Raw genomic sequence first — 22,956 nt, 5'->3', positions numbered from 1 at the left:
GGTGGGTGGGATGCATCAGTGTAAGCACGGCGGCGGGCATCTCCAACCACGATCATCCCAATCGATCTCCGCCGATCCTCCATCTCTCACAGAGGCCACAGAGAACGTGGAGGAAACGCCCACACGCTCCGTGACCTCCGCGTCCTCTGTGAGAGGCTCCTTTTCCAATGAGAAGGCCGCCCCACCGATCGGCGGAAGCGGCCTTCGTCTCATCCTTCGCCGCGGCGGGTCACCAGCCCACGGGCTTCCCGGCGTTCTGGCGGTCCAGCCACTCCTTCAGCGGCGCGAAGTACTCCAGCATGGCGGTGCCGTCCATCTTCCGCTCGCCCGTCATCGCGAAGAGCGTTTCCTGCCACGGCTTGCTCTGCCCCGCCTCCAGCATCCGGTTGAACCTGCGGCCGGCCGCCTCGCTCCCGAAGAACGAGCAGCGGTACAGCGGCCCCGTGTACCCCGACTCGCGGCAGAGCGCGCGGTAGAACTGGAACTGGAGCACGCGCGCCAGGAAGTAGCGCATGTACGGCGTGTTGGCGGGGATGTGGTACTTGGCGCCCGGATCGAAGTCCGCCTCGGTGCGCGGCATGGGCGCGGCCACGCCCTGGTAGCGGTTGCGCAGCTGCCACCACGCGGCGTTGTAGCTGGCCGGCGTGATCTGCCCGCTGAACACGCCCCAGCGCCACTTGTCCACCATCAGCCCGAACGGCAGGAACGCCACCTTGTCCAGCGCCTGCCGCAGCAGCAGCGCGGTGTCGGCGGCCGGCGGCGGGATCTCGCCCAGCAGCCCCACCTGCTTCAGGTAGCCGGGGGTGATGGAGAGCGCGATCGCGTCGCCGATGGCCTCGTGGAAGCCGTCGTTGGCGCCGCCCCGGAACATGAACGGCTGGTTGCGATACGCGCGCTGGTAGATGTTGTGCCCCATCTCGTGGTGGATGGTCACGAAATCCTCGGCCGTGGGCTCCAGGCACGCCTTGATGCGCACGTCCTCCTGGTCGTCGATGTCCCACGCGCTGGCGTGGCACACCACGTCGCGGTCGCGCGGCCTGGTCAGCATCGACCGCTCCCAGAAGGTCTGCGGCAGCGGCTGGAAGCCCAGCGAGGTGAAGAAGCGCTCCGCGTACTTCGCCATCCCCGGCGAGTCCACGTTGCGGGCCTTCAGCAGCTCGGTCAGGTCGTACCCCGGCCCGGCGGCCACCTTCGGGGCCACGATGGGATAGATGTTCCCCCACTCCTGCGCCCACATGTTCCCCAGCAGGTGCGCGGGGATCATCCCGTTGGGCGGCACCACCTGCGCGCCGTACTGCTCCACCAGCCGCTGGCGGACGTAGGCGTGCAGCGACACGTACAGCGGCCGCACCTGCTCCCACAGCCGGTCGGTCTCGGCGCTGAACGAGTCGGCCGGCATGTCGTAGCGGCCGCGCCACATGGCCCCCGCGTCGCTGTAGCCCAGCTCGCGCGCGCCCTTGTTGGACAGCTCCACGAAGCGGGCGTAGCGCTGGCGCATGGGCGCGCCCACGCGGTGCCACCCCTGCCAGGCGTCCAGCAGCTCGGCGGGGTCGTGGCTGGTGGCGAGCACGCGCGAGAGCGCGTTGATGTCCATGCACTGCCCGGGCTGCCTGCAGTACGTGCCGCGGCCGTAGTCGCCCTCCATGCTGGCGCGGATGCGGGAGAGCTCCTCGGCCTCGGCGGCGTTCCCCGGCGGCGGCGCCGAGAGCGACAGGCGCAGCAGGTCGAACTTGCGCCGCAGATCGGCGGGAAGACGAAGATTGTCGAAGCGGCGCGCGGCCAGCGCCCGGCGCTGGACCGCCACGGCCAGCTCGTTCTGCGCCCGCGCCGACAATTCCTCGGTGTCGCGGGTGATGTAGGTCGCCGCGACCCATTCCGCCTGGTTGTCGCGCAGGCTCAGCTCGGCCAGCTCGCGCTCCGTCTCCGCCATGAACGCGGCGGCCGACTGCGGCGTCGCGGCGGCGGCCGAAGCCGTCGTCCGCGCCTGGGCCCCGGCGAGCGCCGGCACCAGCGCCGCGAGCGCGACCGCCGACGCGAGGGTGCGCGCACGCATGAAGTTCACCCGGTTCATCGAAATCCCCGCTTCGTCGAGTTGGCGATGAGGTTGGAAGTGGATGAGGATAAGCACCTTACCCCTTCCCGACAAGCACCGGTCCCGCCAAGCGGATGCAGGAAAGAAGGATCACACGGAGGAAACGGAGGGAACGGAGGAAGTGATGCAGTCCTCCGTTGCCTCCGTTCCCTCCGTGTTAGCCATGCGGTCTTCCTGCAGGGGGATGATCGATGGGGAGGATGCGATCCGGGAATGCCGCGAGAGGAGCGTGCGAGCGCTGTGAATCTCCGTGAAACCTCCGGGGATGTTTCCCCGTACACCTCGGCATCCCCCCGGGCCGCGTTTGCCGCCCGCCCACTCCCCCGGAGGTGTCCCCATGAAACGTCGTACCGATTCCCACGCGCGCCGCGCCGGATGGACCTGGCTCGCCGCGCTCGCGCTTTCCCTTTTCTCCGCCGCCGCGCCGCTGGCCGCGCAGCAGCAGCCCGCCGCGCGCCCGCCCGCGGGGCAGCCGCCCGCCGCCGGCCCCGGCGAGATCCGCGGCTCCGTGGTCGACGGGCAGAGCAACGCCCCCATCCCCGCCGCCTCCGTCGCCGTCTACGCCGACTCGGTGCTGGTCGCCGGCGCCCTCGCGCGGCCGGACGGCAGCTTCCGCATCCAGGGGCTGCGGCCGGGCACGTACGTGATGAAGGTGACGATGATGGGGTACGAGACGCGCACCTCGGCGCGCATCTCCATCACCCCGGCGGCGGCGCGGGTGAACACCGGGCCCATCCGCCTGTCGCGCGGCGCCGTGGCCCTGCAGGGGATCACCGCCACCGCCGACCGCCAGGCCGCCACCATCGCCCCCGACCGCAACACCTACCAGAGCCGCCAGGTGGCGCCCGCGGCCACCACCGCCAGCGAGGTGCTCGAGGCCGTTCCCTCGGTGCAGGTGGACGCCGACGGCCGGGTGAGCCTGCGCGGCAACGAAAACGTGGTGGTGCAGATCAACGGCCGCCCGTCGCCGCTGCGCGGCACGCAGCTGGCCGGCTACCTGAAGCAGCTTCCGGCCAACACGCTGGACCGCGTGGAGGTCATCCCCAACCCGTCGGCCCGGCAGGACCCCGAGGGGATGGCGGGGATCATCAACATCGTCCTCAAGCAGAACGTGGACCTGGGCCTGAGCGGCGGCCTCACCCTGGCCGCATCGACCGCGGACCGCTACACCGCGTCGGGGAACCTGGGGTACCAGCAGGGCCCGGCCACCTTCTTCGCCAGCTACGGCTTCAACAGCGACGACCGCTCGGTCACCGGCCTGAACGACCGCACGCGGCTGGCGGCCGGGTCGCCGCTGCACTTCACCAACCAGGACATCTCGGGATCCAACAACAACCACGGCCACAACTTCAACGGCACCATGGACTACCGGGTGGGCGAGCGCGACGTGCTCTCCACCGGCCTGCTGCTGAACCTGCGCGGCGGCACCGACGCCACCATCAGCGACTACAGCGAGCTGGACGCCGCGCAGCTGCTGCTGGACCGCTACCAGCGCGTGCGCGACTCGCGGTCGGACGGGAACGTGCTGGACTACACGCTGGGCTTCAAGCGCACGCTGCAGCCGCAGCGCCACGAGCTTTCCGGCGAGGTGCGGGTGAACCGCAGCACCCAGCTGGACCGCACCGACCTGTGGCGCCAGCCGGTGGGCGCGGGCTCGGTGGTGGACGCGGAGATCGACCGCACCGACGAGCGCACCGTGCAGGTGACCGGGCAGGTGGACTACACGCGCGGGCTGGGCGCCCGCACGAAGCTGGAGACGGGGTACAAGGGATACGTGCGCTGGCTGGACCGCGACTTCGGCGTGCAGCGCGACTCGCTGGGCACCGGCACCTTCACGCGCAGCGACCTGAGCAACGCGCTGCAGCTGGACGAGCAGGTGAACGCCGTCTACGGCGTGCTGAGCGGGGGCGTGGGCCGCTTCGAGCTGCAGGGCGGGCTGCGGGCCGAGTACGCGGGCCGCACCTTCTCGCTGGCCAACTCGGGCGAGGAGTTCCCGCACAACTACTGGAGCGTGTTCCCCAGCGCCCTGGCCAGCTACAAGCTGGGGGAGCAGGACCAGCTGAAGGTGAGCTACTCGCGGCGCATCCGCCGGCCGGGAAGCCAGGAGCTGAACCCGTTCCCGGTGTTCTTCGACCTGCAGAACGTCTTCCTGGGCAACCCGGAGCTGAACCCCGAGTACACCGACGCGGTGGAGCTGGGCTACCAGCACTCGGCGCGGTGGGGCTCGCTGCAGGTGTCGCCCTTCTACCGCCGCACGTCGGACGTCATCCGCTTCATCATCAACACGGCGGACAGCGTGGCGGGGCGCGAGGTGACTTCGGTGAGCTTCGAGAACCTGGACACCGGCACCAGCTGGGGCGCCGACCTGAACGGCTCGCTGCGGGTGGGGCAGGCGTTCAGCGGGTTCGGCGGGTTCAACGTGTTCAAGATGGTGACGGAGGGCACGGGCGGCGAGTCCAGCCTGTCGTCGCAGGCGGTCACCTGGTCGGCGCGGGTGAACGGCACCTTCAACCTCACCCCGCGCACCTCGTTCACGGCGGCCTACTTCTACCGCGCGCCCATGAACATCGAGCGGGGGAGATTCGACGCCTTCGGGTTCGCCAACTTCTCCATGCGCCAGAAGGTGTACGGCGAAAAGGCGAGCGTGACGGTGCGCGTGTCGGACCCGTTCAACCAGCAGCGCTTCCGCGTCCGCGCGGGCGACGACAACGTGATCCAGCTCACCGAGCGTGCGCAGACGTCGCGCGCGGTGCACGTGGCCTTCCAGTACAACTTCGGCCGCCCGCCGCGCCTGCGCCAGCGCCCTCAGGAGCAGCAGCCCCAGCCCAGCTCGCCTTTCGGCGGGTGATGGGTTGGAGATGGTGATAGAAACGCGAAGGGCCCCTCCAGCGAGGGGCCCTTCTTACTCGTCCAGTCCAGGCGAAAGAAAGGTCATGGACTGCACGAACCAGTCAAACTCCCCAATTTCGGAGATTCTAGGCTCCGACCGTACCAGGCTCAACCTGATCGGCTGCAGGAATGCTCCTGAAGAAGGCAAGGTGCACAAGCCAGCCAAGGACACAGCCTAGGAAGGTTGAATAAAGAAATGAGTTTGCACGACGAATCAAGAAAACGTGAGCGAGAGAATACACCGAGAAAAACGCGATCAACAGCATGAAGAAGGCGACAGCGCGCTGTGGAAGTCTGATATCTTCGAGTATCCATAGCGCAAGCGCTGCAAGAAATGCAAATAGTGAGACCACCACCCACCTGACATGCACGGTCAGAAGCACGATCGGTCGAAGGTCGACGTCACCAGACAGGGTAGCGGGGAGGTCCGCAAAACTTGCCGAGGACGAATTCAGTACAAGAAGAGCGAGAACAAGCCCCGCCCACCACCCTGCGCCTTGAGGTACCTTGTACTCGTTATGGCTACACACAAAGGAAACCCCGAGAGCGAGGAGCACAGCGGCGAGGAAAACTCCGAATAGCACATAAAGGACCCAATGTGGTTGCGGCGTCACGTTTTTAACCTAGATAAACGGTGGATGGAGTGAAGATCTGTCACAAACGCGATTGTACATCCCGATCAGCAGTTTTACAACAATGTAGTGCGACGCGCTCGCGTGAACTCGCAATAGATTCCGCACCGCCTTCACACAACGCGGCTCAGTTCCTCGCGCACCACGCGCCGGAGCAGCTCTTCAAGCGAGTGCCGTTCGATGTGATCGCGGAGAGCGTCGTTGATCATCGTCTGGTAGTTGCCACCACCGGCCCTGTCGACCTGATCGCGGAACCACTCAAGGACCTCGTCGTCGAGGCGAATGGTGATGCGGGTTTTGCCCGGCGGCGTGGGATCGAGGGCGCCGCGCTTGCCACGACTGAAGTCGTATTCGTCTTTCATGGTCCGCTCAGGTAGTAGAACTGTGCCTCGGTACGCGTTGCCTTCCGCGCGGAAATCAGCCGGACGAGCTCGTCTCCACGCCACGTGAACACTACCACCAGCAGGCGGCCGGCCCCATCGTGCCCAATGATCATGTGCCGCTCTTCACGTGGATCGTCATCCGCGATCGTGATGGCGCCGTCGTCGGCGAACACGGCCGTTGCGGCCGAGAAACGGACTCCGTGTTTGGCGTGGTTGCTCTCCGCCTTGTTGGGGTCCCACTCGTAGCTCAGCATGGATTGTATGCACAATTGTACACCAGCGCAACCCTCCGGGACACCGAAGGAACAAATCGATCAAGAATGGACGATTCCGCCCCAAACGAGGACCGGCCCCACTTCTCGCGGGGCCGGTTCCGTTCGGCGTGAATCTATGTCCAATCGTAGCCTACATCGAGTTCATCTCCAACGCCTCTGCCAGCGCAGACGCCAGATTCTCGACCAGCTCTTCCCTAGTTGCACCCTGGCAGTTCACCCCGGAAAGCTCATCGATCCACCCGATCCACGTACCTTCGTGCTGCTGGATCGTTACCGTGTAGTCCGTCAGCGGCATATCGTTTCGTCGCCCAGAACCGTTATCATCGCCAATCGGCATCACGTGCGCCGAAGCTAACTGTGTTCACAATTGCCTGCAACGGGAACGCCGGCCGTGCGATTGTACACGGCCGACGTTCGACATCAGGATGCGCATCGGTGGCGCGATCGGCCCTACCTCGGGTTTCGCGCAGCAGCGCTCCGGGCGCATGTCCTCGATGAAGCTAGAGGGCCTTTCGCCTGGAAGCACCTCTGAGTTCTTCCTCGACCCGCTCGGCGAGGAAGATCTTCAGCAGCGACTGGTAGGGCACGTCGCGCTTGTTGGCCAGCAGCTTGATCTCCTCGATCATGTGCTCGGGGAGGCGAAGCGAGATGGTGCGCGTGGAAGGCCGCAGGTTGGCCAGAACGGTCCGGCGCGCCCGCGCCCAATCCACGTATTCCGTGGAATCGTGCTCGGCCCAGAAATCCTGCTCCTCGTCCTCGGACCCGAAGTCCGGAAGCTTCCTGCTCATCGCTCATCCACCTTGGGTTCAGCCTCGTCGTGCTTCTGGTATTCGCGGCGTTCCTTGCGGCTCAGTCGCGGACCGAGATCACGCGGATCAGGGTTTCGCGGAGCGTAAAGACGACAAAGAGCCGGCGGTCGGCATCGGACCTGCCGAGGGCGAAGAACCGGTCTTCCTCGCCCGAATGCTTCACGTCGTCCGCGACGATCAGCGGCTGATTGAAGAACACCTGCTCGCACTCGGCCTTACTGACCTGGTGACGAAGCCAGTTCTTCTCCGCATTCCCGGCATCCCATTGGAACCCGGTCGCAAGGCTCAGCCGCTCGTACGCATCCATGCGAAATGTATACGGGAGAAATATACGTGTTGGGCCACGTGAATAGAAGAGCCGGCCCCGCTCACACGCAAGGTCGGCTCCTCTTCCCTCGCAGGCATGGCCCGTTGGAAGCTACTTCGTCGCGCGCGGGGACCCGTACAGAATGGCCTTCTTCACCTCGCCGATGGCTTTGGTGATCTTGATCTCGCGGGGGCAGGCCTCGGTGCAGTTGAAGATGGTGCGGCAGCGCCAGACGCCCTCGCGGTCGTTCAGTCGCTCCAGCCGCTCGCCCGCCGCCTCGTCGCGGCTGTCGAAGATGAAGCGGTGCGCGTTCACGATGGCCGCCGGGCCCACGAAGTCCTCGTTGGCCCAGAAGCTGGGGCAGCTGGTGGTGCACGCCGCGCAGAGGATGCACTTCGTCGTATCGTCGAAGCGCTCGCGGTCCGCCACCGTCTGCAGGCGCTCGCGCTCGGGGGGGCGGGCGTCATTGATGAAGAACGGGAGCACGCTCCGGTACTGCGCGAAGAACGGCTCCATGTCCACCACCAGGTCCTTGATCACGCGGAAGCCCATCAGCGGCTCCACGGTCACGAAGTCGCCCACGTCGCGCACCAGCACCTTGCAGGCAAGGCGGTTCACGCCGTTGATGCGCATGGCGTCGGAGCCGCAGATCCCGTGGGCGCAGCTGCGCCGGTAGGTGAGCGACCCCTCCTGGTACCACTTCACCATGTTCAGCGCGTCGAGCACGCGGTCGGTGGGGTCCACCATCACCGCGTATTCGGCGTAGTACGGGACCTCGTCCGTCTCCGGGTTGTAGCGCAGGATCCGGAGCGTAAGCTTGCTGGCCATCAGTATACCCGCTCCTTGGGCTGGAACCTGGTGATGGTCACCGGCTTGTAGTCGATCGACAGGCTCCCGTCGGCCCCGCGGGTCACCAGCGTGTGCTTCAGCCAGTTCACGTCGTCGCGCTTGTCGTAGTCCTCGCGCATGTGCGCGCCTCGGCTCTCCGTGCGGTTGAGGGCGCTGAGCGTGGACACCTCGGCCAGGTCCAGCAGGTTGCGCAGCTCCCACGCCTCCAGCAGGTCGGTGTTGAAGGCGCGCCCCTGATCCATCACCCCCACGCGGCTAAAGCGGTCCTTCAGCTCGCGCACCTTGGCCAGCGCGTGCGTCATCCCCTCGCCGTTGCGCGAGATGCCCACGTCGTCCTGCATCACGTCCTGCAGCTCCTCGCGCAGCTTGGCGGCGGGCTCGCCCTGCTTGTTCCCCAGGATGGCGCCGAACATCTCCTCCACCCGCGCCGTGGGGTCGGACGGCAGCTCGGGCATGTCGGCGGTCTCGCAGAAGCGAGCCATCTCGATCCCCCCGCGCCGCCCGAACACCACCAGGTCCAGCAGCGAGTTGGTGCCCAGCCGGTTGGCGCCGTGCACGGAGACGCAGGCGCACTCGCCCGCGGCGAAGAGGCCGGGGAGCACGGTGTTGTTCGAGTCGATGACCGCGCGGCACCACACGTCGGTGGGGATCCCGCCCATGCCGTAGTGCGCGGTCGGCTGGATGGGCATCGGCTCCTTCACCGGATCGACACCGAGATACGTGCGGCAGAAGTCGGCGATGTCGGGAAGCTTGTTCTCGATGACGTCGGCGCCCAGGTGCGTGGCGTCGAGGTACACGTACTTCTTCCCCCCGATCCCCCGCCCCTCGCGGATCTCCTTGTGGATCGCGCGGGCGACGACGTCTCTGGACGCGAGGTCCTTCATGGTGGGCGCGTAGCGCTCCATGAAGCGCTCGCCGTGGTCGTTGCGCAGCACTCCGCCCTCGCCGCGCACGCCCTCGGTGATCAGGATCCCCAGGCGGTAGATGCCGGTGGGGTGGAACTGGTAGAACTCCATGTCCTCCAGCGGCACCCCGGCGCGCAGCGCCACGGCGACCCCGTCGCCCGTGTTGGCGTGCGCGTTGGAGGTGATGGACCAGATGCGCCCGAACCCGCCGGTGGCGAACTCGACCGCCTTGGCGCGGAAGACGTGCAGGTCGCCGGTGTGCACGTGCCAGGCGACCACGCCGGCGCAGCGGCCGTCGTGGATCAGCACGTCCACCACCTGGAACTCGTCGTAGAAGTCTACGCCGTTCTTGATGCAGTTCTGGTAGAGCGTCTGCAGGATCATGTGCCCGGTGCGGTCGGCCGCGTAGCAGCTGCGGCGCACGGGCCCCTGCCCGAAGTGGTGCGTGTGCCCGCCGAACGGGCGCTGGGCGATCTTCCCGTCCGCCGTCCGCGAGAAGGGAAGCCCCATGTGCTCCAGCTCGATGATGACCGGGACGGCCTCCTCGCACATGGTCTCGATGGCATCCTGGTCGCCCAGGTAGTCCGACCCCTTCACGGTGTCGAACGCGTGCCACTCGGGGTGGTCTTCCTCCAGGTTCGCCAGCGCGGCGCAGATCCCGCCCTGCGCGGCGCCCGTATGCGAGCGTGTCGGATACAGCTTGGAGATGACCGCCGTGCGGAGGCTGGGGTTGCGGGAGAGGTAGATGGCCGTCATCAGCCCCGCCCCGCCGCCGCCCACCACCAGGGCGTCGTAGGTGTGCGTGTGGATCATGCCGGGTGCGCGGGAACCGCGGGGTTGAACGTCAGCAGCGCGAAGATCCCCCAGGCCAGCGAGGCCAGGACGATCGTGTACAGGACCACCTTGGTGGCCACGCGGGCGCCGGGGCTGCGCACGTAGTCCTCGATGGAGTAGCGCAGCCCGTTCAGCCCGTGCAGCATGGCGAAGGTGATGAGCCCCACGTTGAACAGGCGCCAGAACGGGTTGGTCCAGCGCTCGCGGACCAGGTTCGAATCCAGGTGCTCGACGCCCACGATGAGGTTCCACCAGGTGAGGTGGTAGAGCGCCATGAAGATCAGCAGCAGGCCGCTGATGCGCATGAAGAACCACGCGTACAGCTCGAAGTTGCTGCGGTGGTCCTTCCGGGGGCGGTCGTAGCCGCCGCGGGGGTTGCGGACGAGCGAGCTCACGGGCGCACCTCCGTGGCCGGCGGCGCGGCGGACGGCTGGGCCGCGCCGTGGTAGGCGGAGATGTCGTTCTGCATGGCGGCCTTCCGCGCGCGGTCGCGCTCCGTCCCCGGCTCGTCGCGCAGCCCGAAGAGCGGCGCCAGCATGATCCAGGCGACCGGGAGGATGAGGACCACGGCGGCGCCGACGGCGGCCAGCGACAGCCTGCGCTGGTGCAGCATCACCCCCGGCCAGAAGTCCTGCACGATGATGCGCAGCCCGTTCAGCGCGTGGAAGAGCACCGAGAAGAAGATCAGCAGCTCGGCGAAGCGGAAGAGCGGGTTGCGGTAGAGGTTCAGCGCGTGGTCGTACAGCCCCGGCCAGTAGATGACGATGGCCGTGTCGACCACGTGGATGATCAGGAACAGGAGGATGCCGATGCCCGTGGCCCGGTGCAGCAGCCACGTCCACATCCCCTCGCGGCCGCGGTAGCGGAGCGCGGTCCACAACCCGCGGACCCTGTGCGCGCTGCCCATTGCGTGTGTCTCTCCCCTCTGGCGGAAATCGCATCCGCCGCCATGAACGGGCGCCGCGCTCCCGCATGCTTGCGGGGCGCGGCGCGCGTCCGTGGGCGGCGCGTCGTTTACTTGACCAGCTGCATCGGCTCGAGGACGGCTTCGGCGCTGGCCTTGAGCGCGGCGCGCTCGTCTTCGGTCAGCTCCACCTCGATCACCTTCTCCATCCCGTTCTTCCCCAGCAGCACGGGCACGCCCAGGAACAGGTCGCTGAACCCGTACTCGCCCTGCAGCCACGCGGCGCAGGGGAGGATGCGCTTCTTGTCCTTCACGATGGCCTCGGCCATCTGCACCGCGCCGGAGCTGGGCGCGTAGTAGGCCGAGCCCGTCTTCAGGAACGACACGATCTCGGCGCCGCCGCCGCGGGTGCGCTTCACGATGGCGTCCAGCTTGTCGCGGTCGATCAGCTGCGTGACGGGGATGCCGCTGACCGTGGTGTAGGAGATGAGCGGCACCATGGTGTCGCCGTGGCCGCCCAGCACCATGGCCTGGATGTCCTCCACGCTGACGCCGATCTCCGTGGCGAGGAACGCACGGTAGCGGGCGGTGTCGAGCACGCCCGCCATCCCGATCACCCGCTCGCGCGGGAAGCCGCTGGCCTTCATGGCCACGTAGCACATCACGTCCAGCGGGTTGCTGACCATGATGATGATGGCGTTCGGCGAGACGCGGGCGATGTTCTCGCTGACCTGGCGGACGATGCCGGCGTTGGTGTTCAGCAGGTCGTCACGGCTCATCCCGGGCTTCCGGGCGATGCCGGCGGTGACGATGTAGATGCCGCTGCCGGCGCTCTCCTCGTACCCGTTGCTGCCGATCACGCGGCTGTCGAAGCCCTCGATGGGCGCCGACTGCCACTGGTCCAGCCCCTTCCCCTGCGGAATGCCTTCGGCGATGTCGATCAGCACCACCTCGCGCGCCAGCTCCTTCTCCGCGACGCGCTGGGCGGCCGTGGCGCCCACGTTCCCCGCCCCGACGACCGTTATCCTGTCCATGACCGTTCCGAGTTCAAGATGCGTTCTTGGTGGCCCGCGCGACGCATGAGCGCCCTCGGGCGCGGGGAACATAGACCGCGCCTCCGGGCGTGTCAAACCGCAGCGCTGGCGACGATTATGCGGCGTGGCGGGACGGCAATTCGCGAGCCGGAGGGGGGGGCAGCACGCGTTCGGCGCCGCGCGGGAAGGCGAATGAATTCGCGGCAACAACGGCCCGAAGTCCGCCTTCGCGGACTCGCCGCTCGACCATCCCCGCGCGCTGTCGGGATCGTGGTGAGGTCAGCCGGTGTTTGCCGTGAGCTGGCGGATGGCTTCGTAGAGGGCGATGCCGGCCGCTGTCGCGAGGTTCAGCGAGCGCGCGCCCTCGCGCATGGGGATGCGCAGGCAGCGCGCCGGGTCGCGGGCGAGCAGGTCGGCGGGGAGGCCTCGGGATTCGGGGCCGAAGAGGAGGACGTCGCCGGGCGCGAAGTCCGCATCCCAGAGCGTGCGTTCGGCTTTGGTCGTCAGCATCCACAAGCGGCGGCCGGCGACGGCCTGCTCGAAGTCCGCCCAGGCTACGTGGTGCGTGTAGTCTACATCTTCCCAGTAGTCCATCACCGCGCGCTTGGCCTTCGGGTGATGGAAGGAGAAGCCGAGGCGGCCGATCAGGTGCAGCGGCGTGCCCGTGGCGCCGCAGAGGCGCGCGATGTTGCCCGCGTTCGGCGGGATCTCGGGCTCGTACAGCGCCACGTGCGGGGGATCGGGGAGCGGGAGCGGCGGCATCGGTCGTGAGCGCTGGAGGTGGTCGGCCGGCGGGACAATCTGCGTGGCGCGGGGCGTTGTCGCATCCCGGCGGCGCCTGTTACCTTCCTCGCCGAATCATCCGTTTCCCACCTCCCGTCTCCCCGCCCCGAATGCCGCTCGCCCAGTGCCCCGACTGCCGGGGCAATGTCTCCACCGCCGCGCGCACCTGCCCGCACTGCGGCCGCCCCGGGCCGTTCGCGGACGCTGCCGATTCCGGCGCCGCGCCCGGCGTGTGGCCGATGTCCGCGGGGTATCCGCCGCCCGCCGCGCCGGGATATCCGCAGGCGGCGGCCGGAGTGGGGACGGCCCACGGATCTCCGTACGCTGGCCAGCAGGCTGGACCGGCTCCGGTGATGGAATGCCCGGAATGCCGGCTGCGGACCACGAACCGCACCTACTGCACGCGCTGCAACGAGCGGCTGGTGCCCGCCGCCCATCTCCCGCCGCACCGCTTTCCCAGCACGCCGGTGGACTACGCCGGGTTCGGGGCGCGGTTTTCCGCGGGGCTGATCGACGTCGTGGTGCTCCTCCCCCTCCTCGCTTTGACCACCTGGATCGAGACGCGCTCGCCGGCGAGCGCGGCCCTGGGCGCGGTGCTCTCCATCTTCCTGTTCGGCGGCTACCAGGTGGGGCTGGTGGCGCTGCGCGGGCAGACGGTGGGGAAGAGGGTGATGGACATCCAGGTGCGCAGGGCCGACGGCTCGGCGGTCGGATTCGGGGAGGCGTTCATGCGCTACCTTCCGTTCCTTGTGCAGCTGGTGGTCGGGTCGCTGGGGCAGATCGTTGCCGCGTCCGCGCTCACGCAGGCCGACTTCGACCTGGCGGGCGGGCTCATGGGCCGCTCGGGGATGCTCAGCGGGGCCGGTCCCGGGTGGGCGGTGGCGGTGAACACGCTGATGACGTTTTTCGTGCTCGCCGACGTCATCGTCTTCTTCGCCAACCGCCGCCACCGCGCGCTGCACGACGTCATCGCCGGCACCGTCGTCGTGCACGTGTGACGTTGCTTCGAGGGAGAGAGATGCGATCGCCGGATGATGGCAATCCAGTGATCACGTCATCTCCCGACGGAGCGCCGGCCGGATCCCGCGGGGCGATCCCGCTCGGAACGTGAGGCTGTCGCATCCCGCACGGGCCAATTAGTTTCGGTGCGCGATGCATCCTTCCGGCCGGTCTCTTCCGCATCTTCCATCCCACCTTTTTCTCCCGATCCAACCATGGCGCTCATCTCCTGTCCCGCCTGCACGGGCAAGCTCTCCAGCTCCGCCCCGTCGTGCCCGCACTGCGGCCATCCCGGCCCCTTCGCCGAGGTCCCCGCGCCGTCGTGGAGCGAAACGCCCGCGTACTCGTCTCCCGCGCAGCCGTCCGCGCGCTACGAGAACGCGGCCGCCGGCGGCGGATACGGGCCTCCCGAAGCGTCCGCGTTTGCGCCCGCCGCGTACGCCCCCGCGCCCGCGGCGCCGCAAGAGCTGGAGTGCCCGCTCTGCCGGGTGCGCCACGTGAACCGCACCTTCTGCCCGCGCTGCGAGGAGCGGCTGGTGCAGCCGCGCTTCCTGGCGCCGCACCGCTTCCCGCGCGTGCCGGTGGACTACTCCACCTTCAACCAGCGGCTGGCCGCGTACCTGCTGGACGCCCTGGTGCTGCTGCCGGTGACCGCGCTGGTGTGGTGGCTGCAGACGCGCACGCCGGCGGGACTGGCGATCGGCGCCACGATCGGCCTGATCGTGCCCAACCTCTACGACATCGTCCTGACCGCCACCACCGGGCAGACGGTCGGCAAGCGGCTGGCGGAGATCCAGGTGCGCAGGGCCGACGGCGGGAAGGTGGGGTGGGGAACGGCGTTCGTGCGCCGCCTCCCGGTCCTCCTGGTCGGCTTCGTTGCGTTCCTCGGGATGCTCGTGGTGGCCGCCACGCTCACGCAGCCGGATTTCGACGGCGCCTACAGCGTGTGGGACGGCCTCAAGCTGCTCCGCGGGGCGACGCCCCTCTGGGCCCGGCTCCTGAACGTCCTGTTCGGCTTCTACAGCCTCGCCGACATCATCACCTTCTTCGCCAACAGCCGCCACCGCGCGCTGCACGACTACATCGCCGGCACGGTGGTCATCTACAAGTGACCTCGCTCGATTCACGAAGCACGATGCCCTCCTCGCAAGTCGCGGGGAGGGCATCGTGTTTCGGGAGATGGAGATGCGTCGCCCTCCGCATCACCCGATGGCGCGGCGGTGGAAGGTGCGCAGCCCGATCCCTCCGAAGCCCACGGTGAGGACGACGAGCATCGCCAGCACGGCGGGGAGCGGCATGTGGGGGACGGAGGGCGTGAGCGAGGCGCGCATCCCCTCCGAGACGTAGACCAGCGGGTTCACCAGGACGAGGTACTTCACCACCGGCACCGCGTCCAGCCCGCGCCACGGGTAGTAGGTGCAGCCGAAGAAGATCATCGGCGCCACGATCATGCTGAACATCAGCCCGATCTGCTGCGGGCTGACCGCCGTGCCCAGCAGCAGCCCCATCGACGAGAACGCCGCGGCGCCCAGCGTGGCCACCGCCAGCACCTCGCCCGCGTGCGCCAGCGTCAGGCCGGGGATGGGCCCCATGATCAGCCGCGCCACGGGGAGGACGAAGAGCGCGGAAACCAGGCCCTGCAGCACGCCCGAGACGATCTTCTCCACCGCGATCAGCCAGGTGGGCACCGGCGCCAGCAGCCGGTCCTCGATCTCCTTCGTCGCCGCGAAATCCACCACCATCGGCAGGGCGACGGCCTGGATGGCGGCCATCGCCAGGCTCACCGCCAGCACGCCGAGGAGGAGCGCGGCGGTGTAGCCACGGTTCATGAACCCCATCTTCGGCAGCAGCCAGCCGAAGACGGTGACGAACATGATGGGCTGCAGCGTGGTGCGCACCAGGAAGGCCGGCAGCTCGCGCCGGGCCACGCGCAGGTCGCGGCGCAGCAGCGCGCCGAACACGCGCAGCGGCGAAACGCGCGCGCCGCCGTCGTGCGCCGCGTCCGCGGCAGGGGCGGCGGTGCTCATGACAGCTTCCTTCCGGTCAGGGAGATGAAGAGCGTCTCGAGCGACGGGCGCGAGAGCTGGATGTCCTTCACCGCGCGCCCGCCCGCCTCGGCCGACGCGATCAGCGCGGGGATCAGCTCGCTCCCGCGCGGGCTGAACGCGCGCAGCACCGGCCCGCGCGCCTCCGCGCGGTCCACGCCGGGCACCGCCTGCGCCGCGGCGACGAGATCGGCCGCGTCGCCGTCCATCGTCAGCTCCACCAGCGTGCCGCCGGGCGCCCGGGCCCGCAGCGCGGCGGGCGTGTCCAGCGCCAGCAGCTTTCCCTGGTCGATGATGGCGATGCGGTCGCAGAGCTGGTCGGCCTCTTCCATGTAGTGCGTGGTCATGATGATGGTGCGCCCCTGCGCGTGCAGCTCGCGCAGGATCTCCCACAGCCCCAGCCGCGCCGCCGGGTCGAGGCCGACGGTGGGCTCGTCCAGGAAGACCACGCGCGGCTCGTGGATCAGCGCCCGCGCGATCATCAGCCGCTGCTGCTGGCCGCCCGAGAGCGCGTCGACCTTCGCGTTCGCCTTCTCCGCGAACCCCAGCCGCTCCATCAGCCCCATGGCCCGCGGCAGCGCGGCGGCGCGCGGGATGCCGAAGTACGAGGCGTGGAAGACCAGGTTGTCCAGCACGTTGAGCGCCTGGTCGGGGTTGGGCCGCTGCGGCACCACGCCGATCCGGCGCCGCACCTCCACCGGGTGCGCCGACACCTCCACGCCGTCGACCCGCGCCTCGCCGCCGCTGGCCCGCACGCGCGTGGTCAGGATGCCGATGGTGGTGGTCTTCCCCGCCCCGTTCGGCCCCAGCATCCCGAACATCTCGCCGCGCCCCACGCGCAGGTCCAGCCCGTCCAGCGCCATCACGCCGGGCGACGCGGGCCCTTTCGCCCTGCGCTGCCCGGGCATCTTCGGCGCGGGATACACCTTCCGCAGCCCCACCGTCTCGATCGCCGCGTCCATTCGAGAGTTCTCGGGAGAAATGGGTAAGTCGTGCAGTAACGGGAATTTACCCAGGACGTCATCCTGAGTCCCCGCGCTTCGCGGGTCAAGGATGAGATCAGTCGTGAGCGCCAATGCCGCGTAGTGAGCGGATCAGCCTCGCGCAGTTTGCGAGGCTTCCCGTCGTTGTTGCTGCGACTAAATCAGTCGCCGGTGAGGAGGCCGGCTCGACCCGCATCCCACGAAAACGCGGCGCCGAGCTTGCGCCTGCGATGGATGCCGGACACATTGCGAACACCGATTCGCATCCCCGTTCGCGAATCTAGATTCACATTTTCGGCGAGTCAAGGCTCTTGTCCGATCCGGATCGCGATAGGGCATCCGCGCCCAGCCACATCCCCCGCCAGGCGCGCAGCCGCGAAACGCTGACGCGCCTGCTGGATGCGGCCGAGGGGGTGCTGGGGGAGAGCGGGCTGGACGCGGCCACGGTGCCGGCCATCGCGCAGCGCGCCGGCCTGTCGGTGGGCGCGGTGTACCGGCGCTTCCCGGACAAGGACGCGCTGCTGCGTGCGGTTTACTTCCGCATGTTCGCCCGGATGCGCGAGCTGAACGAGGAGAAGATGGACCCCGAACAGTTCCGCGACGTGCCGCTGGAGCGGGTGCTGGGGGGAATCGTGCGGGGGATGGTGCAGCACTACCGCGGCAACCGCATGCTGATGCAGGCCATGCTGCGCTACGCCGACACGCACAGCGACGCCGAGTTCCGCCTCCGCGCCGCGGAGCTGAACGGCGCCGCGCTGGCGCACCTGGTGGCCATCGCCGCCTCCAGGCGCGACGAGATGCGCCACCCGGACCCGGAGAGCGCCGCCCGCTTCGCGCTGCTCACGGTGGGACTGGTGCTCCGCGGCGTGGTGCTGACCGACCAGGCCCCGCCCGGCTTCCTGCTGGGCGAGGACTTCAGCGTGGAGGAGGAGCTGACGCGGATGGTGCTGGGTTACCTGGGGGTGGAAGGAAGCCCGGGACCGCTCGCCGCGTCTTGAAGTCGGTGCCAAAAGTCCTGTCGAGTTAATAAGTCCTAAGTCCTAAGTCCTGAGTCCTGAGTCCTGAGTCCTAAGTAAGTAGCCGGAAGTTTTGTCGATTCGGCAGAAGCGATCCTCGCCACCCGCTGAACTCAGCGCGATCTCCTCAATCTCCGCGTCTCCGCGTGAGACCAACGATGTAGCGGTCGAGCGAGGATGTAAGTCGACAAGACTTTTGCGTACAGACTTAGACCCGCAGGGAGATTTGGGCGAGGCCACTCAGGACTTGGGACTCAGGACTCAGGACTACTTGCTTGGCCGGGCCGGCGCTCGCCCACGCGGCCCCGCCCGTCACCGCTGTCCGCCTCCGCTGCCATCACCCGCGTCTTGCGCGGATTCGCAAACGCATCGAGCCCCGAAAATCCACTCCCCGCGGACCGCGCCTCCGCCGAATCTCCGGACCCTGTCCCTCCATTCATGGGAAGGCGTCCCGCGGACGTCGGCGCGAAGGAGGGACAGAGATGCCCCGGCGGGGGTGCGGAAACGATGCCCCACCGCGTAGCAGAACCCGGGCTTCCGCCCCCACTGAACGAGGCGAAACGCGGCCGTATCGGGGCATCCGGGTGCTCCCGCGCATGGCGTGTCGCTTGCAGCCAGGCATTCCGGGCCGTTTCCCCGCCCCGCCCCACATCCGCCCGTCCAGACCGGTTCCCATCCCCCCTTGCACCGATGGGTCATCATGGAAGGCGAATCCCCCCGCTACTACGAGCGCGAGCCCGAGACGCTCCGCCGCCCCGAGAACACGATGGTGCGAGCCTCGATCCTGGGCGGGCTCGTCGGCGCCATCGCCATCGTCCTGGGCCTGATGGCCGTCGGCGTGCTGGCGGTGCACCGCCCCGGCGCCTCCAACGCCGCCCGGGTCCTGCCGCCGCCCCCGCCCGCCCCGGCGGCGATCCACGACAGCGCCACGGCGGCGCCCCCTCCGCCTCCCGCTACGGTGGCGGTGGCTCCGCTGCCCCCGCCCGCACCCGCCGCGGCGCCCGTCCCGGCGAGCGCCCCCGATGTCTACGCCACCGACACCACCGCGGCCACCGACACCACCGCGGTGGCGGCGCCGGTGGACCTGGCCTCGGCGTATCGCGAGGAGCTGCAGCAGGCGGTGCTGCGCGGCGACCAGGCCGAGGCCACCGCCATGCACGAGCTGGACGCCAGCGGGCTGGAAGACGCGTACGTGGGCGCCATGCTGCAGGCCGAGCGCCAGCGCGTAGAGCAGCTCCGCAAGCAGGGGCTGTACGAGGATTCGGAGCTCGGCGACATCGAGTGGCTCTCGTTCTGGGTGAGCCCCGACGAGACCACCGCCCAGGTGCGGGTGCGCGAGACCTGGACCACCACCTACTACAGCCTGGACGACGGCCACTGCGTTTCGCGCGTTCCGGAGCACGCGGTGCCCCAGACCGCGTACCTGCGGTACGTCGGCTCCGCGTGGAAGGTGGAGAGCGTGAGCTTCGAGACTGCCGCGCCGCGCGCGGTCGCCTGCTGAGCCCGACCCTTCTCACTGTCACCCGAACCCCGAAGGAGAGCAGAATGGCGTACGACGTCGTCGCGACCGGGAAGACCCCCGCGCTCATCGTATACCTGCTCGACATCAGCGGGTCGATGTCCGAGCCGCTGGACGGCGCGCCGAAGATCGAGCACGTGAACCGGGCGATCGAGCAGGTTCTGGTGAGGATGGTGCAGCGCTCCACCAAGGGCGGCGTCATCTCCCCGCGCTACCGCCTGGCCATGATCGCCTACAGCGACACCCCCGAGGACATCCTGGGCGGCGTGCGCACCATCGCCGACGTGGCTCAGCTGGGCACCCCCACGCTTTCGGTGTCGCGCACCACCGACACCCACGCCGCGTTCATGACCGCGCGCGAGATCCTGCGCCGCGAGCTGGCGCAGAGCGCGGAGAGCGAGCGCCGCCCCGCGCCCATGGTGTGCCACATCACCGACGGCCAGTGCACCGGCTCCGACCCCGCGCCGGTGGCGCAGGAGATCATGCGCATGTCCACCCCCGACGGGCCGGTGCTGGTGGAGAACATCTACGTGGGCCCGGGGCTGACCGTGTCGCCCATCGGCGACGCGGGCGAGTGGCCCGGAGTGATGAGCGAGGGGGAGCTGGCCGACCCCTACGCCCGCAAGCTCTTCCACATGTCGTCGCCGCTTCCCGAAAGCTACGCCCGCGTGATCAACGAGTCGGCCGGGTACGCGCTGCGCCCGGGCGCCCGGATGCTCATCCCCAGCAGCAGCGGCGACCTGATCGAGCTGGCCTTCGCGATGTCGGGCGCGACCCCCACCGCCTGACCGGCGCCCCGGGCCATGTCCCGCTTCGCCCCGGCCGCCGGCGACGAGCTCGTCCTGGACGTGGACGGCGGCGCCCACCGCTTCCGCGCCATGCCGCACCCGCAGGGGTTCGGCTACGTGCACGCGGCCGAGGGCGCCAAGGCGGTGGTGTACCGGGTGCGCGAGACCGCGGGCGGGGGATACTACGCGCTGAAGGTGATGAAGCCGCGCTTCCGCGAGGCGTCGCTGCAGGCGCGCTGCGCGGCGCTCGATGCGCTGAAGCGGGTTCCGGGCATGCGGGTGTGCGAGCGGCGCTGCCTGGCTCCCGGAACCGCCCCGCGGGCGCTGGCGCGGCACGCCGACCTGGAGTACGCGGTGCTGATGCCCTGGATCGCGGGCCAGACCTGGTTCGAGGTGCTGACGGCCGCCCCGGGGCCGCCTCCGCCCGATCCCGCCGGGTCGCTGCGCCTGGCGCTGGGGCTGGCCTCGGCGCTGGCGGCGCTCGAGGCGCGCGGCGTGGGACACTGCGACCTGTCGGCGGCCAACGTGATCGTGGACACCCGCACCGGCGCGGTGGAGCTGGTGGACGTGGAGGACGTGTACGCCCCCGGCCTTTCCGCCCCCGGCGCGGTTCCCCTGGGCACCCCCGGGTACCAGCACCGCACCAGCGGCGCGGGGATGTGGCGTCCCGACGCCGACCGTTTCGCGGGCGCCGTGCTGATCTGCGAGATGCTGGCATGGCACGACGCGGCGGTGCGCGCGGCTTCGGCCGGAGAAAGCTTCTTCGCCCCCTCGGAGATGCAGGATCCCGCCTCGCCGCGGCTGGCGATCCTGCTGCGCGCCCTGCGCGCCGGAGGGGTGTCCCAGGCCTGCGAGCTGCTGGAGCGGGCCTGGGCCTCGGCCGTGCTGGGCGACTGCCCCTCGTTCCGCGAATGGGAGAGGGCGCTCCGGCCCTCGCACGCCGGCACCGTCTTCAGCGGCCGCCCCATCGTCCCCCCGCCGGAAGAGGCACGCCCGTTCTGGACCACGCTGCCTGCTCCGCGGACTGGTCCGCCGCTGGTCCGCTGGAGCCGGAGCACCCCGCGCCCCGCGCCCGCCGCCGTCGAAAGCGAGCCCGATGCAACGCCCGACGATTGAGCTGGTTTCGCGCCCCGCCGCGCGCGAGGTTCAGTACGAGGCCGGAACCGCGGAACTCCCCGACGGCCGCGCGCTGGCGCTGGCGCTGGGGTACCGCCGCGCGCACGAGTTCGACCGCGGCGACCACCCGGGGCAGGACTTCGCGGCCCTGAGAGCGGCCGGGCGGCGCGTGGTGGGTGTGGTGGCCGACGGGGTGAGCCAGTCGTTCTTCGGCGAAATCGCCGCGCGCGCGGTGGCCACGGGGCTGCTCGACTTTCTCTGGAGCCGCGCGGGCACGCCCCCCGGCCCGCGCGAGACGGTGGCCGAGCTGGAGCGGCTGGCCGCCGGCGCGCTGGCCGAAGTCGAGGCCGTGCACATCCCCGAGCACCTTCCCGAGATGCAGCGCACCGCGCTGGCGCGCCAGCGGGCCGACGCGGGATCGCAGACGGTGTTCGCCGCGCTGGTGTACGACGCGGAAACCGGCAGGGCGCGGCTCTACCAGGTGGGCGACGCGGGCGTGGTGCTGTTCGGTACCGGCGAGGCCGGAACGCCGGTGGCACCGGAACACCCCCGCGCCCGCTGGAGCACGCACTCGGCCGAGGCGCTGCGGCTGGAGGTCCGCGACTACCGGGGGGTGCAGGGCGCGGTCCTCCGCTCCGACGGCGCGCGCGAGTTCGGCGACCTGCGGGGCGACCCGTCCGCCGCCGACGCGTTCCGCGCGCGCGCCGAGGAGCTGGCTGGATACGACGACGTGTCGTTCGTGGCGGTGCAGGCGGACGGCGCACCGGCGGACGGACCGCTGTCGCTCGTCGGGGCGTCGTGCGAATCGGCGCCGCCCCGCCCACAACGCGAGGCCGAGGGCGCCGCACCGGTCCCCGCCGGGCCGCCCGGGGAGGCGGGCGTGGCGCGCGGAAAGCCGCGGACGGACGCCGCGCGCGGAGCCCCTTCCATCCCGCCCCCGATCTCCACCCCACGATCCGTACCGGCCCCGCGGGCCGGCGCGCCGCCGGTGATCGAGGTCACGCGCCGTACGGCGAGACGCGCAGGCCCGCCGCTCGTCGGCGGGGCGGCGGCCCTGGCCACGGTCGCCGTGCTGGTGGCGGGCTACACGCTGGTGAATCCGCTCCTGCATCCCCGGCCGCACCGCGCCCTGGAGCCCCGCTTCACCGCGCCGCTGGTGGACCGCCCTCCGTTCCGGGGCCTCGGTCCGGCCTGGAGGCTGGTGCCCATGCTGCCATCCGCGGACTCCAACGCGATCGCGAAGCAGCGGAAAGCGTCCGTCGACTCCGCCGCCAGGCCGCCGGCGCCGATGGTGGCACCGGCGCCGGAGGCGGGCGCGCAGAACGATCCGGGCGGGCTGCTGGGACAGGTGGGCCAGCCCCAGCCGCTGCCGGGCCAACCCTCCGCGGGCCCGGCCGGGCCGGGCACCCCCGGAGTGGGCGGGACCCCCCGGACCGGAGGGAACGGCCCGGCGGGGCAGCACCTCCCGCGCGAGACGGCGTCCGGCGGCAGCCCCGCGCCGATCCGACCGGTCATGCCCGGGGAAAACCCGCGGGCAGGCGGCGGATCGCGCGAAAACGCCGCGGGGCCCGTGCAACGGCCGGTCGGGACCGTCCCATCGCCGGCCCCACCCGCCACCCCGCCTCCCGGCGTCCCCACCGGGCGCGGCGACTCCACGGCCCGCGCCAAGCCCGCGAAGCGGCATCCGCCGAACGCGACGATGCCCGACACCCCAGCCGCTCGCCGCGGGCCCCCCGCGGCCGCGGCCTGACGGCCGCCCGGTCCGGCACAGCACGACCCCAGCATTGCAGGAGG

At 69.8% G+C, this 22,956-nt stretch carries 23 protein-coding genes; 8 read left to right on the top strand and 15 right to left on the bottom strand.

The features are described from left to right. Nucleotides 1-229: 229 nt before the first annotated feature. Nucleotides 230-2,071 carry a M2 family metallopeptidase gene (locus VLK66_RS25685; RefSeq protein WP_325312364.1) on the bottom strand — a complete coding sequence of 614 codons (1,842 nt, stop codon included), beginning with the start codon at nucleotides 2,069-2,071 and terminating at the stop codon, nucleotides 230-232. Between the two features lie 358 nt (nucleotides 2,072-2,429). Between VLK66_RS25685 and VLK66_RS25680 the strand changes: the two genes are divergently transcribed. Next, the gene (locus VLK66_RS25680; protein ID WP_325312363.1) at nucleotides 2,430-4,940 is read left to right on the top strand and encodes a TonB-dependent receptor domain-containing protein; all 2,511 of its coding nucleotides are present in this window, start codon (nucleotides 2,430-2,432) and stop codon (nucleotides 4,938-4,940) included. 127 nt (nucleotides 4,941-5,067) lie between these two features. Here VLK66_RS25680 and VLK66_RS25675 read toward each other — a convergent pair whose 3' ends face one another. From VLK66_RS25675 to VLK66_RS25620, 12 genes are all read right to left on the bottom strand, one after another. Beyond that, nucleotides 5,068-5,364, bottom strand: a complete 297-nt coding sequence (locus VLK66_RS25675) for a hypothetical protein (protein ID WP_325312362.1) — start codon at nucleotides 5,362-5,364, stop codon at nucleotides 5,068-5,070. Nucleotides 5,365-5,726: 362 nt separating this feature from the next. Further along, on the bottom strand, nucleotides 5,727-5,975 hold the full coding sequence (locus tag VLK66_RS25670; protein ID WP_325312361.1) for a BrnA antitoxin family protein: 249 nt from the start codon (nucleotides 5,973-5,975) through the stop codon (nucleotides 5,727-5,729). Further along, on the bottom strand, nucleotides 5,972-6,250 hold the full coding sequence (locus tag VLK66_RS25665) for a BrnT family toxin (RefSeq protein WP_325312360.1): 279 nt from the start codon (nucleotides 6,248-6,250) through the stop codon (nucleotides 5,972-5,974). Before VLK66_RS25665 ends, VLK66_RS25670 begins: the two co-directional genes overlap by 4 nt. 151 nt (nucleotides 6,251-6,401) lie before the next feature. After that, the gene (locus VLK66_RS25660; protein WP_325312359.1) at nucleotides 6,402-6,566 is read right to left on the bottom strand and encodes a type II toxin-antitoxin system HicB family antitoxin; all 165 of its coding nucleotides are present in this window, start codon (nucleotides 6,564-6,566) and stop codon (nucleotides 6,402-6,404) included. Nucleotides 6,567-6,771: 205 nt separating this feature from the next. Next, the gene (locus tag VLK66_RS25655) at nucleotides 6,772-7,059 is read right to left on the bottom strand and encodes a BrnA antitoxin family protein (protein WP_325312358.1); all 288 of its coding nucleotides are present in this window, start codon (nucleotides 7,057-7,059) and stop codon (nucleotides 6,772-6,774) included. A 61-nt stretch (nucleotides 7,060-7,120) separates the two neighbouring features. Beyond that, on the bottom strand, nucleotides 7,121-7,387 hold the full coding sequence (locus tag VLK66_RS25650) for a BrnT family toxin (RefSeq protein ID WP_325312357.1): 267 nt from the start codon (nucleotides 7,385-7,387) through the stop codon (nucleotides 7,121-7,123). 111 nt (nucleotides 7,388-7,498) lie between these two features. Then, on the bottom strand, nucleotides 7,499-8,215 hold the full coding sequence (locus tag VLK66_RS25645; RefSeq protein ID WP_325312356.1) for a succinate dehydrogenase iron-sulfur subunit: 717 nt from the start codon (nucleotides 8,213-8,215) through the stop codon (nucleotides 7,499-7,501). Continuing rightward, nucleotides 8,215-9,954 carry a succinate dehydrogenase flavoprotein subunit gene (gene sdhA, locus VLK66_RS25640; protein WP_325312355.1) on the bottom strand — a complete coding sequence of 580 codons (1,740 nt, stop codon included), beginning with the start codon at nucleotides 9,952-9,954 and terminating at the stop codon, nucleotides 8,215-8,217. The genes VLK66_RS25645 and sdhA overlap by 1 nt, the downstream gene beginning before the upstream one ends. Then, complete coding sequence (locus VLK66_RS25635) at nucleotides 9,951-10,370, bottom strand: hypothetical protein (RefSeq protein WP_325312354.1); 420 nt, start codon at nucleotides 10,368-10,370, stop codon at nucleotides 9,951-9,953. Before VLK66_RS25635 ends, sdhA begins: the two co-directional genes overlap by 4 nt. Next, the gene (gene sdhC / locus VLK66_RS25630; RefSeq protein ID WP_325312353.1) at nucleotides 10,367-10,882 is read right to left on the bottom strand and encodes a succinate dehydrogenase, cytochrome b556 subunit; all 516 of its coding nucleotides are present in this window, start codon (nucleotides 10,880-10,882) and stop codon (nucleotides 10,367-10,369) included. Before sdhC ends, VLK66_RS25635 begins: the two co-directional genes overlap by 4 nt. Nucleotides 10,883-10,989: 107 nt before the next feature. Then, on the bottom strand, nucleotides 10,990-11,913 hold the full coding sequence (mdh, locus tag VLK66_RS25625) for a malate dehydrogenase (RefSeq protein WP_325312352.1): 924 nt from the start codon (nucleotides 11,911-11,913) through the stop codon (nucleotides 10,990-10,992). 279 nt (nucleotides 11,914-12,192) lie between these two features. Then, entirely contained in the window at nucleotides 12,193-12,675 is a 483-nt protein-coding gene (locus tag VLK66_RS25620; protein ID WP_325312351.1) for a tRNA (cytidine(34)-2'-O)-methyltransferase, read from the bottom strand. Nucleotides 12,676-13,049: 374 nt separating this feature from the next. Here VLK66_RS25620 and VLK66_RS25615 point away from each other — a divergent pair, with 374 nt between their 5' ends. Both VLK66_RS25615 and VLK66_RS25610 read left to right on the top strand, forming a co-directional pair. Next, nucleotides 13,050-13,694 carry an RDD family protein gene (locus tag VLK66_RS25615; RefSeq protein WP_325312350.1) on the top strand — a complete coding sequence of 215 codons (645 nt, stop codon included), beginning with the start codon at nucleotides 13,050-13,052 and terminating at the stop codon, nucleotides 13,692-13,694. A 216-nt stretch (nucleotides 13,695-13,910) separates the two neighbouring features. Then, a complete protein-coding gene (locus VLK66_RS25610) occupies nucleotides 13,911-14,807 on the top strand; it encodes an RDD family protein (protein ID WP_325312349.1) in 897 nt (298 codons plus the stop codon). 90 nt (nucleotides 14,808-14,897) lie between these two features. Here VLK66_RS25610 and VLK66_RS25605 read toward each other — a convergent pair whose 3' ends face one another. Next, nucleotides 14,898-15,722 carry an ABC transporter permease gene (locus tag VLK66_RS25605; RefSeq protein WP_325312348.1) on the bottom strand — a complete coding sequence of 275 codons (825 nt, stop codon included), beginning with the start codon at nucleotides 15,720-15,722 and terminating at the stop codon, nucleotides 14,898-14,900. Continuing rightward, nucleotides 15,719-16,702: an ABC transporter ATP-binding protein gene (locus VLK66_RS25600; protein WP_325312347.1), complete on the bottom strand. Its 984-nt coding sequence runs from the start codon at nucleotides 16,700-16,702 to the stop codon at nucleotides 15,719-15,721. The genes VLK66_RS25605 and VLK66_RS25600 overlap by 4 nt, the downstream gene beginning before the upstream one ends. Before the next feature lie 332 nt (nucleotides 16,703-17,034). Between VLK66_RS25600 and VLK66_RS25595 the strand changes: the two genes are divergently transcribed. The 5 genes from VLK66_RS25595 to VLK66_RS25575 all read left to right on the top strand — a co-directional run bounded on the left by VLK66_RS25595 (nucleotide 17,035) and on the right by VLK66_RS25575 (nucleotide 22,912). Next, a complete protein-coding gene (locus tag VLK66_RS25595) occupies nucleotides 17,035-17,721 on the top strand; it encodes a TetR/AcrR family transcriptional regulator (protein WP_325312346.1) in 687 nt (228 codons plus the stop codon). 718 nt (nucleotides 17,722-18,439) lie between these two features. Beyond that, nucleotides 18,440-19,240: a hypothetical protein gene (locus VLK66_RS25590; RefSeq protein WP_325312345.1), complete on the top strand. Its 801-nt coding sequence runs from the start codon at nucleotides 18,440-18,442 to the stop codon at nucleotides 19,238-19,240. A 44-nt stretch (nucleotides 19,241-19,284) separates the two neighbouring features. Further along, complete coding sequence (locus VLK66_RS25585; protein ID WP_325312344.1) at nucleotides 19,285-20,046, top strand: vWA domain-containing protein; 762 nt, start codon at nucleotides 19,285-19,287, stop codon at nucleotides 20,044-20,046. Nucleotides 20,047-20,061: 15 nt separating this feature from the next. After that, complete coding sequence (locus tag VLK66_RS25580) at nucleotides 20,062-21,162, top strand: hypothetical protein (RefSeq protein WP_325312343.1); 1,101 nt, start codon at nucleotides 20,062-20,064, stop codon at nucleotides 21,160-21,162. Further along, a complete protein-coding gene (locus tag VLK66_RS25575; RefSeq protein ID WP_325312342.1) occupies nucleotides 21,143-22,912 on the top strand; it encodes a protein phosphatase 2C domain-containing protein in 1,770 nt (589 codons plus the stop codon). Before VLK66_RS25580 ends, VLK66_RS25575 begins: the two co-directional genes overlap by 20 nt. The last annotated feature ends 44 nt before the right edge of the window (nucleotides 22,913-22,956 follow it).

This window comes from Longimicrobium sp., from assembly GCF_035474595.1.
In the GTDB taxonomy this organism is placed as follows: Bacteria; Gemmatimonadota; Gemmatimonadetes; order Longimicrobiales; family Longimicrobiaceae; genus Longimicrobium.
The sequence above is the reverse complement of the archived record's forward strand: the minus strand, read 5'-3'. Positions and strand labels throughout refer to the sequence as shown.

Excerpts from the sequence above, each read along its gene's own strand:
- VLK66_RS25685 (WP_325312364.1), bottom strand. The coding sequence starts at position 2,071 with ATGAACCGGGTGAACTTCATGCGTGCGCGCACCCTCGCGTCGGCGGTC.
- VLK66_RS25680 (WP_325312363.1), top strand. The coding sequence starts at position 2,430 with ATGAAACGTCGTACCGATTCCCACGCGCGCCGCGCCGGATGGACCTGG.
- VLK66_RS25670 (WP_325312361.1), bottom strand. The coding sequence starts at position 5,975 with ATGAAAGACGAATACGACTTCAGTCGTGGCAAGCGCGGCGCCCTCGAT.
- VLK66_RS25665 (WP_325312360.1), bottom strand. The coding sequence starts at position 6,250 with ATGCTGAGCTACGAGTGGGACCCCAACAAGGCGGAGAGCAACCACGCC.
- VLK66_RS25660 (WP_325312359.1), bottom strand. The coding sequence starts at position 6,566 with ATGCCGCTGACGGACTACACGGTAACGATCCAGCAGCACGAAGGTACG.
- VLK66_RS25655 (WP_325312358.1), bottom strand. The coding sequence starts at position 7,059 with ATGAGCAGGAAGCTTCCGGACTTCGGGTCCGAGGACGAGGAGCAGGAT.
- VLK66_RS25650 (WP_325312357.1), bottom strand. The coding sequence starts at position 7,387 with ATGGATGCGTACGAGCGGCTGAGCCTTGCGACCGGGTTCCAATGGGAT.
- VLK66_RS25645 (WP_325312356.1), bottom strand. The coding sequence starts at position 8,215 with ATGGCCAGCAAGCTTACGCTCCGGATCCTGCGCTACAACCCGGAGACG.
- sdhA (WP_325312355.1), bottom strand. The coding sequence starts at position 9,954 with ATGATCCACACGCACACCTACGACGCCCTGGTGGTGGGCGGCGGCGGG.
- sdhC (WP_325312353.1), bottom strand. The coding sequence starts at position 10,882 with ATGGGCAGCGCGCACAGGGTCCGCGGGTTGTGGACCGCGCTCCGCTAC.
- mdh (WP_325312352.1), bottom strand. The coding sequence starts at position 11,913 with ATGGACAGGATAACGGTCGTCGGGGCGGGGAACGTGGGCGCCACGGCC.
- VLK66_RS25620 (WP_325312351.1), bottom strand. The coding sequence starts at position 12,675 with ATGCCGCCGCTCCCGCTCCCCGATCCCCCGCACGTGGCGCTGTACGAG.
- VLK66_RS25615 (WP_325312350.1), top strand. The coding sequence starts at position 13,050 with ATGGAATGCCCGGAATGCCGGCTGCGGACCACGAACCGCACCTACTGC.
- VLK66_RS25610 (WP_325312349.1), top strand. The coding sequence starts at position 13,911 with ATGGCGCTCATCTCCTGTCCCGCCTGCACGGGCAAGCTCTCCAGCTCC.
- VLK66_RS25605 (WP_325312348.1), bottom strand. The coding sequence starts at position 15,722 with ATGAGCACCGCCGCCCCTGCCGCGGACGCGGCGCACGACGGCGGCGCG.
- VLK66_RS25600 (WP_325312347.1), bottom strand. The coding sequence starts at position 16,702 with ATGGACGCGGCGATCGAGACGGTGGGGCTGCGGAAGGTGTATCCCGCG.
- VLK66_RS25590 (WP_325312345.1), top strand. The coding sequence starts at position 18,440 with ATGGAAGGCGAATCCCCCCGCTACTACGAGCGCGAGCCCGAGACGCTC.
- VLK66_RS25585 (WP_325312344.1), top strand. The coding sequence starts at position 19,285 with ATGGCGTACGACGTCGTCGCGACCGGGAAGACCCCCGCGCTCATCGTA.
- VLK66_RS25580 (WP_325312343.1), top strand. The coding sequence starts at position 20,062 with ATGTCCCGCTTCGCCCCGGCCGCCGGCGACGAGCTCGTCCTGGACGTG.
- VLK66_RS25575 (WP_325312342.1), top strand. The coding sequence starts at position 21,143 with ATGCAACGCCCGACGATTGAGCTGGTTTCGCGCCCCGCCGCGCGCGAG.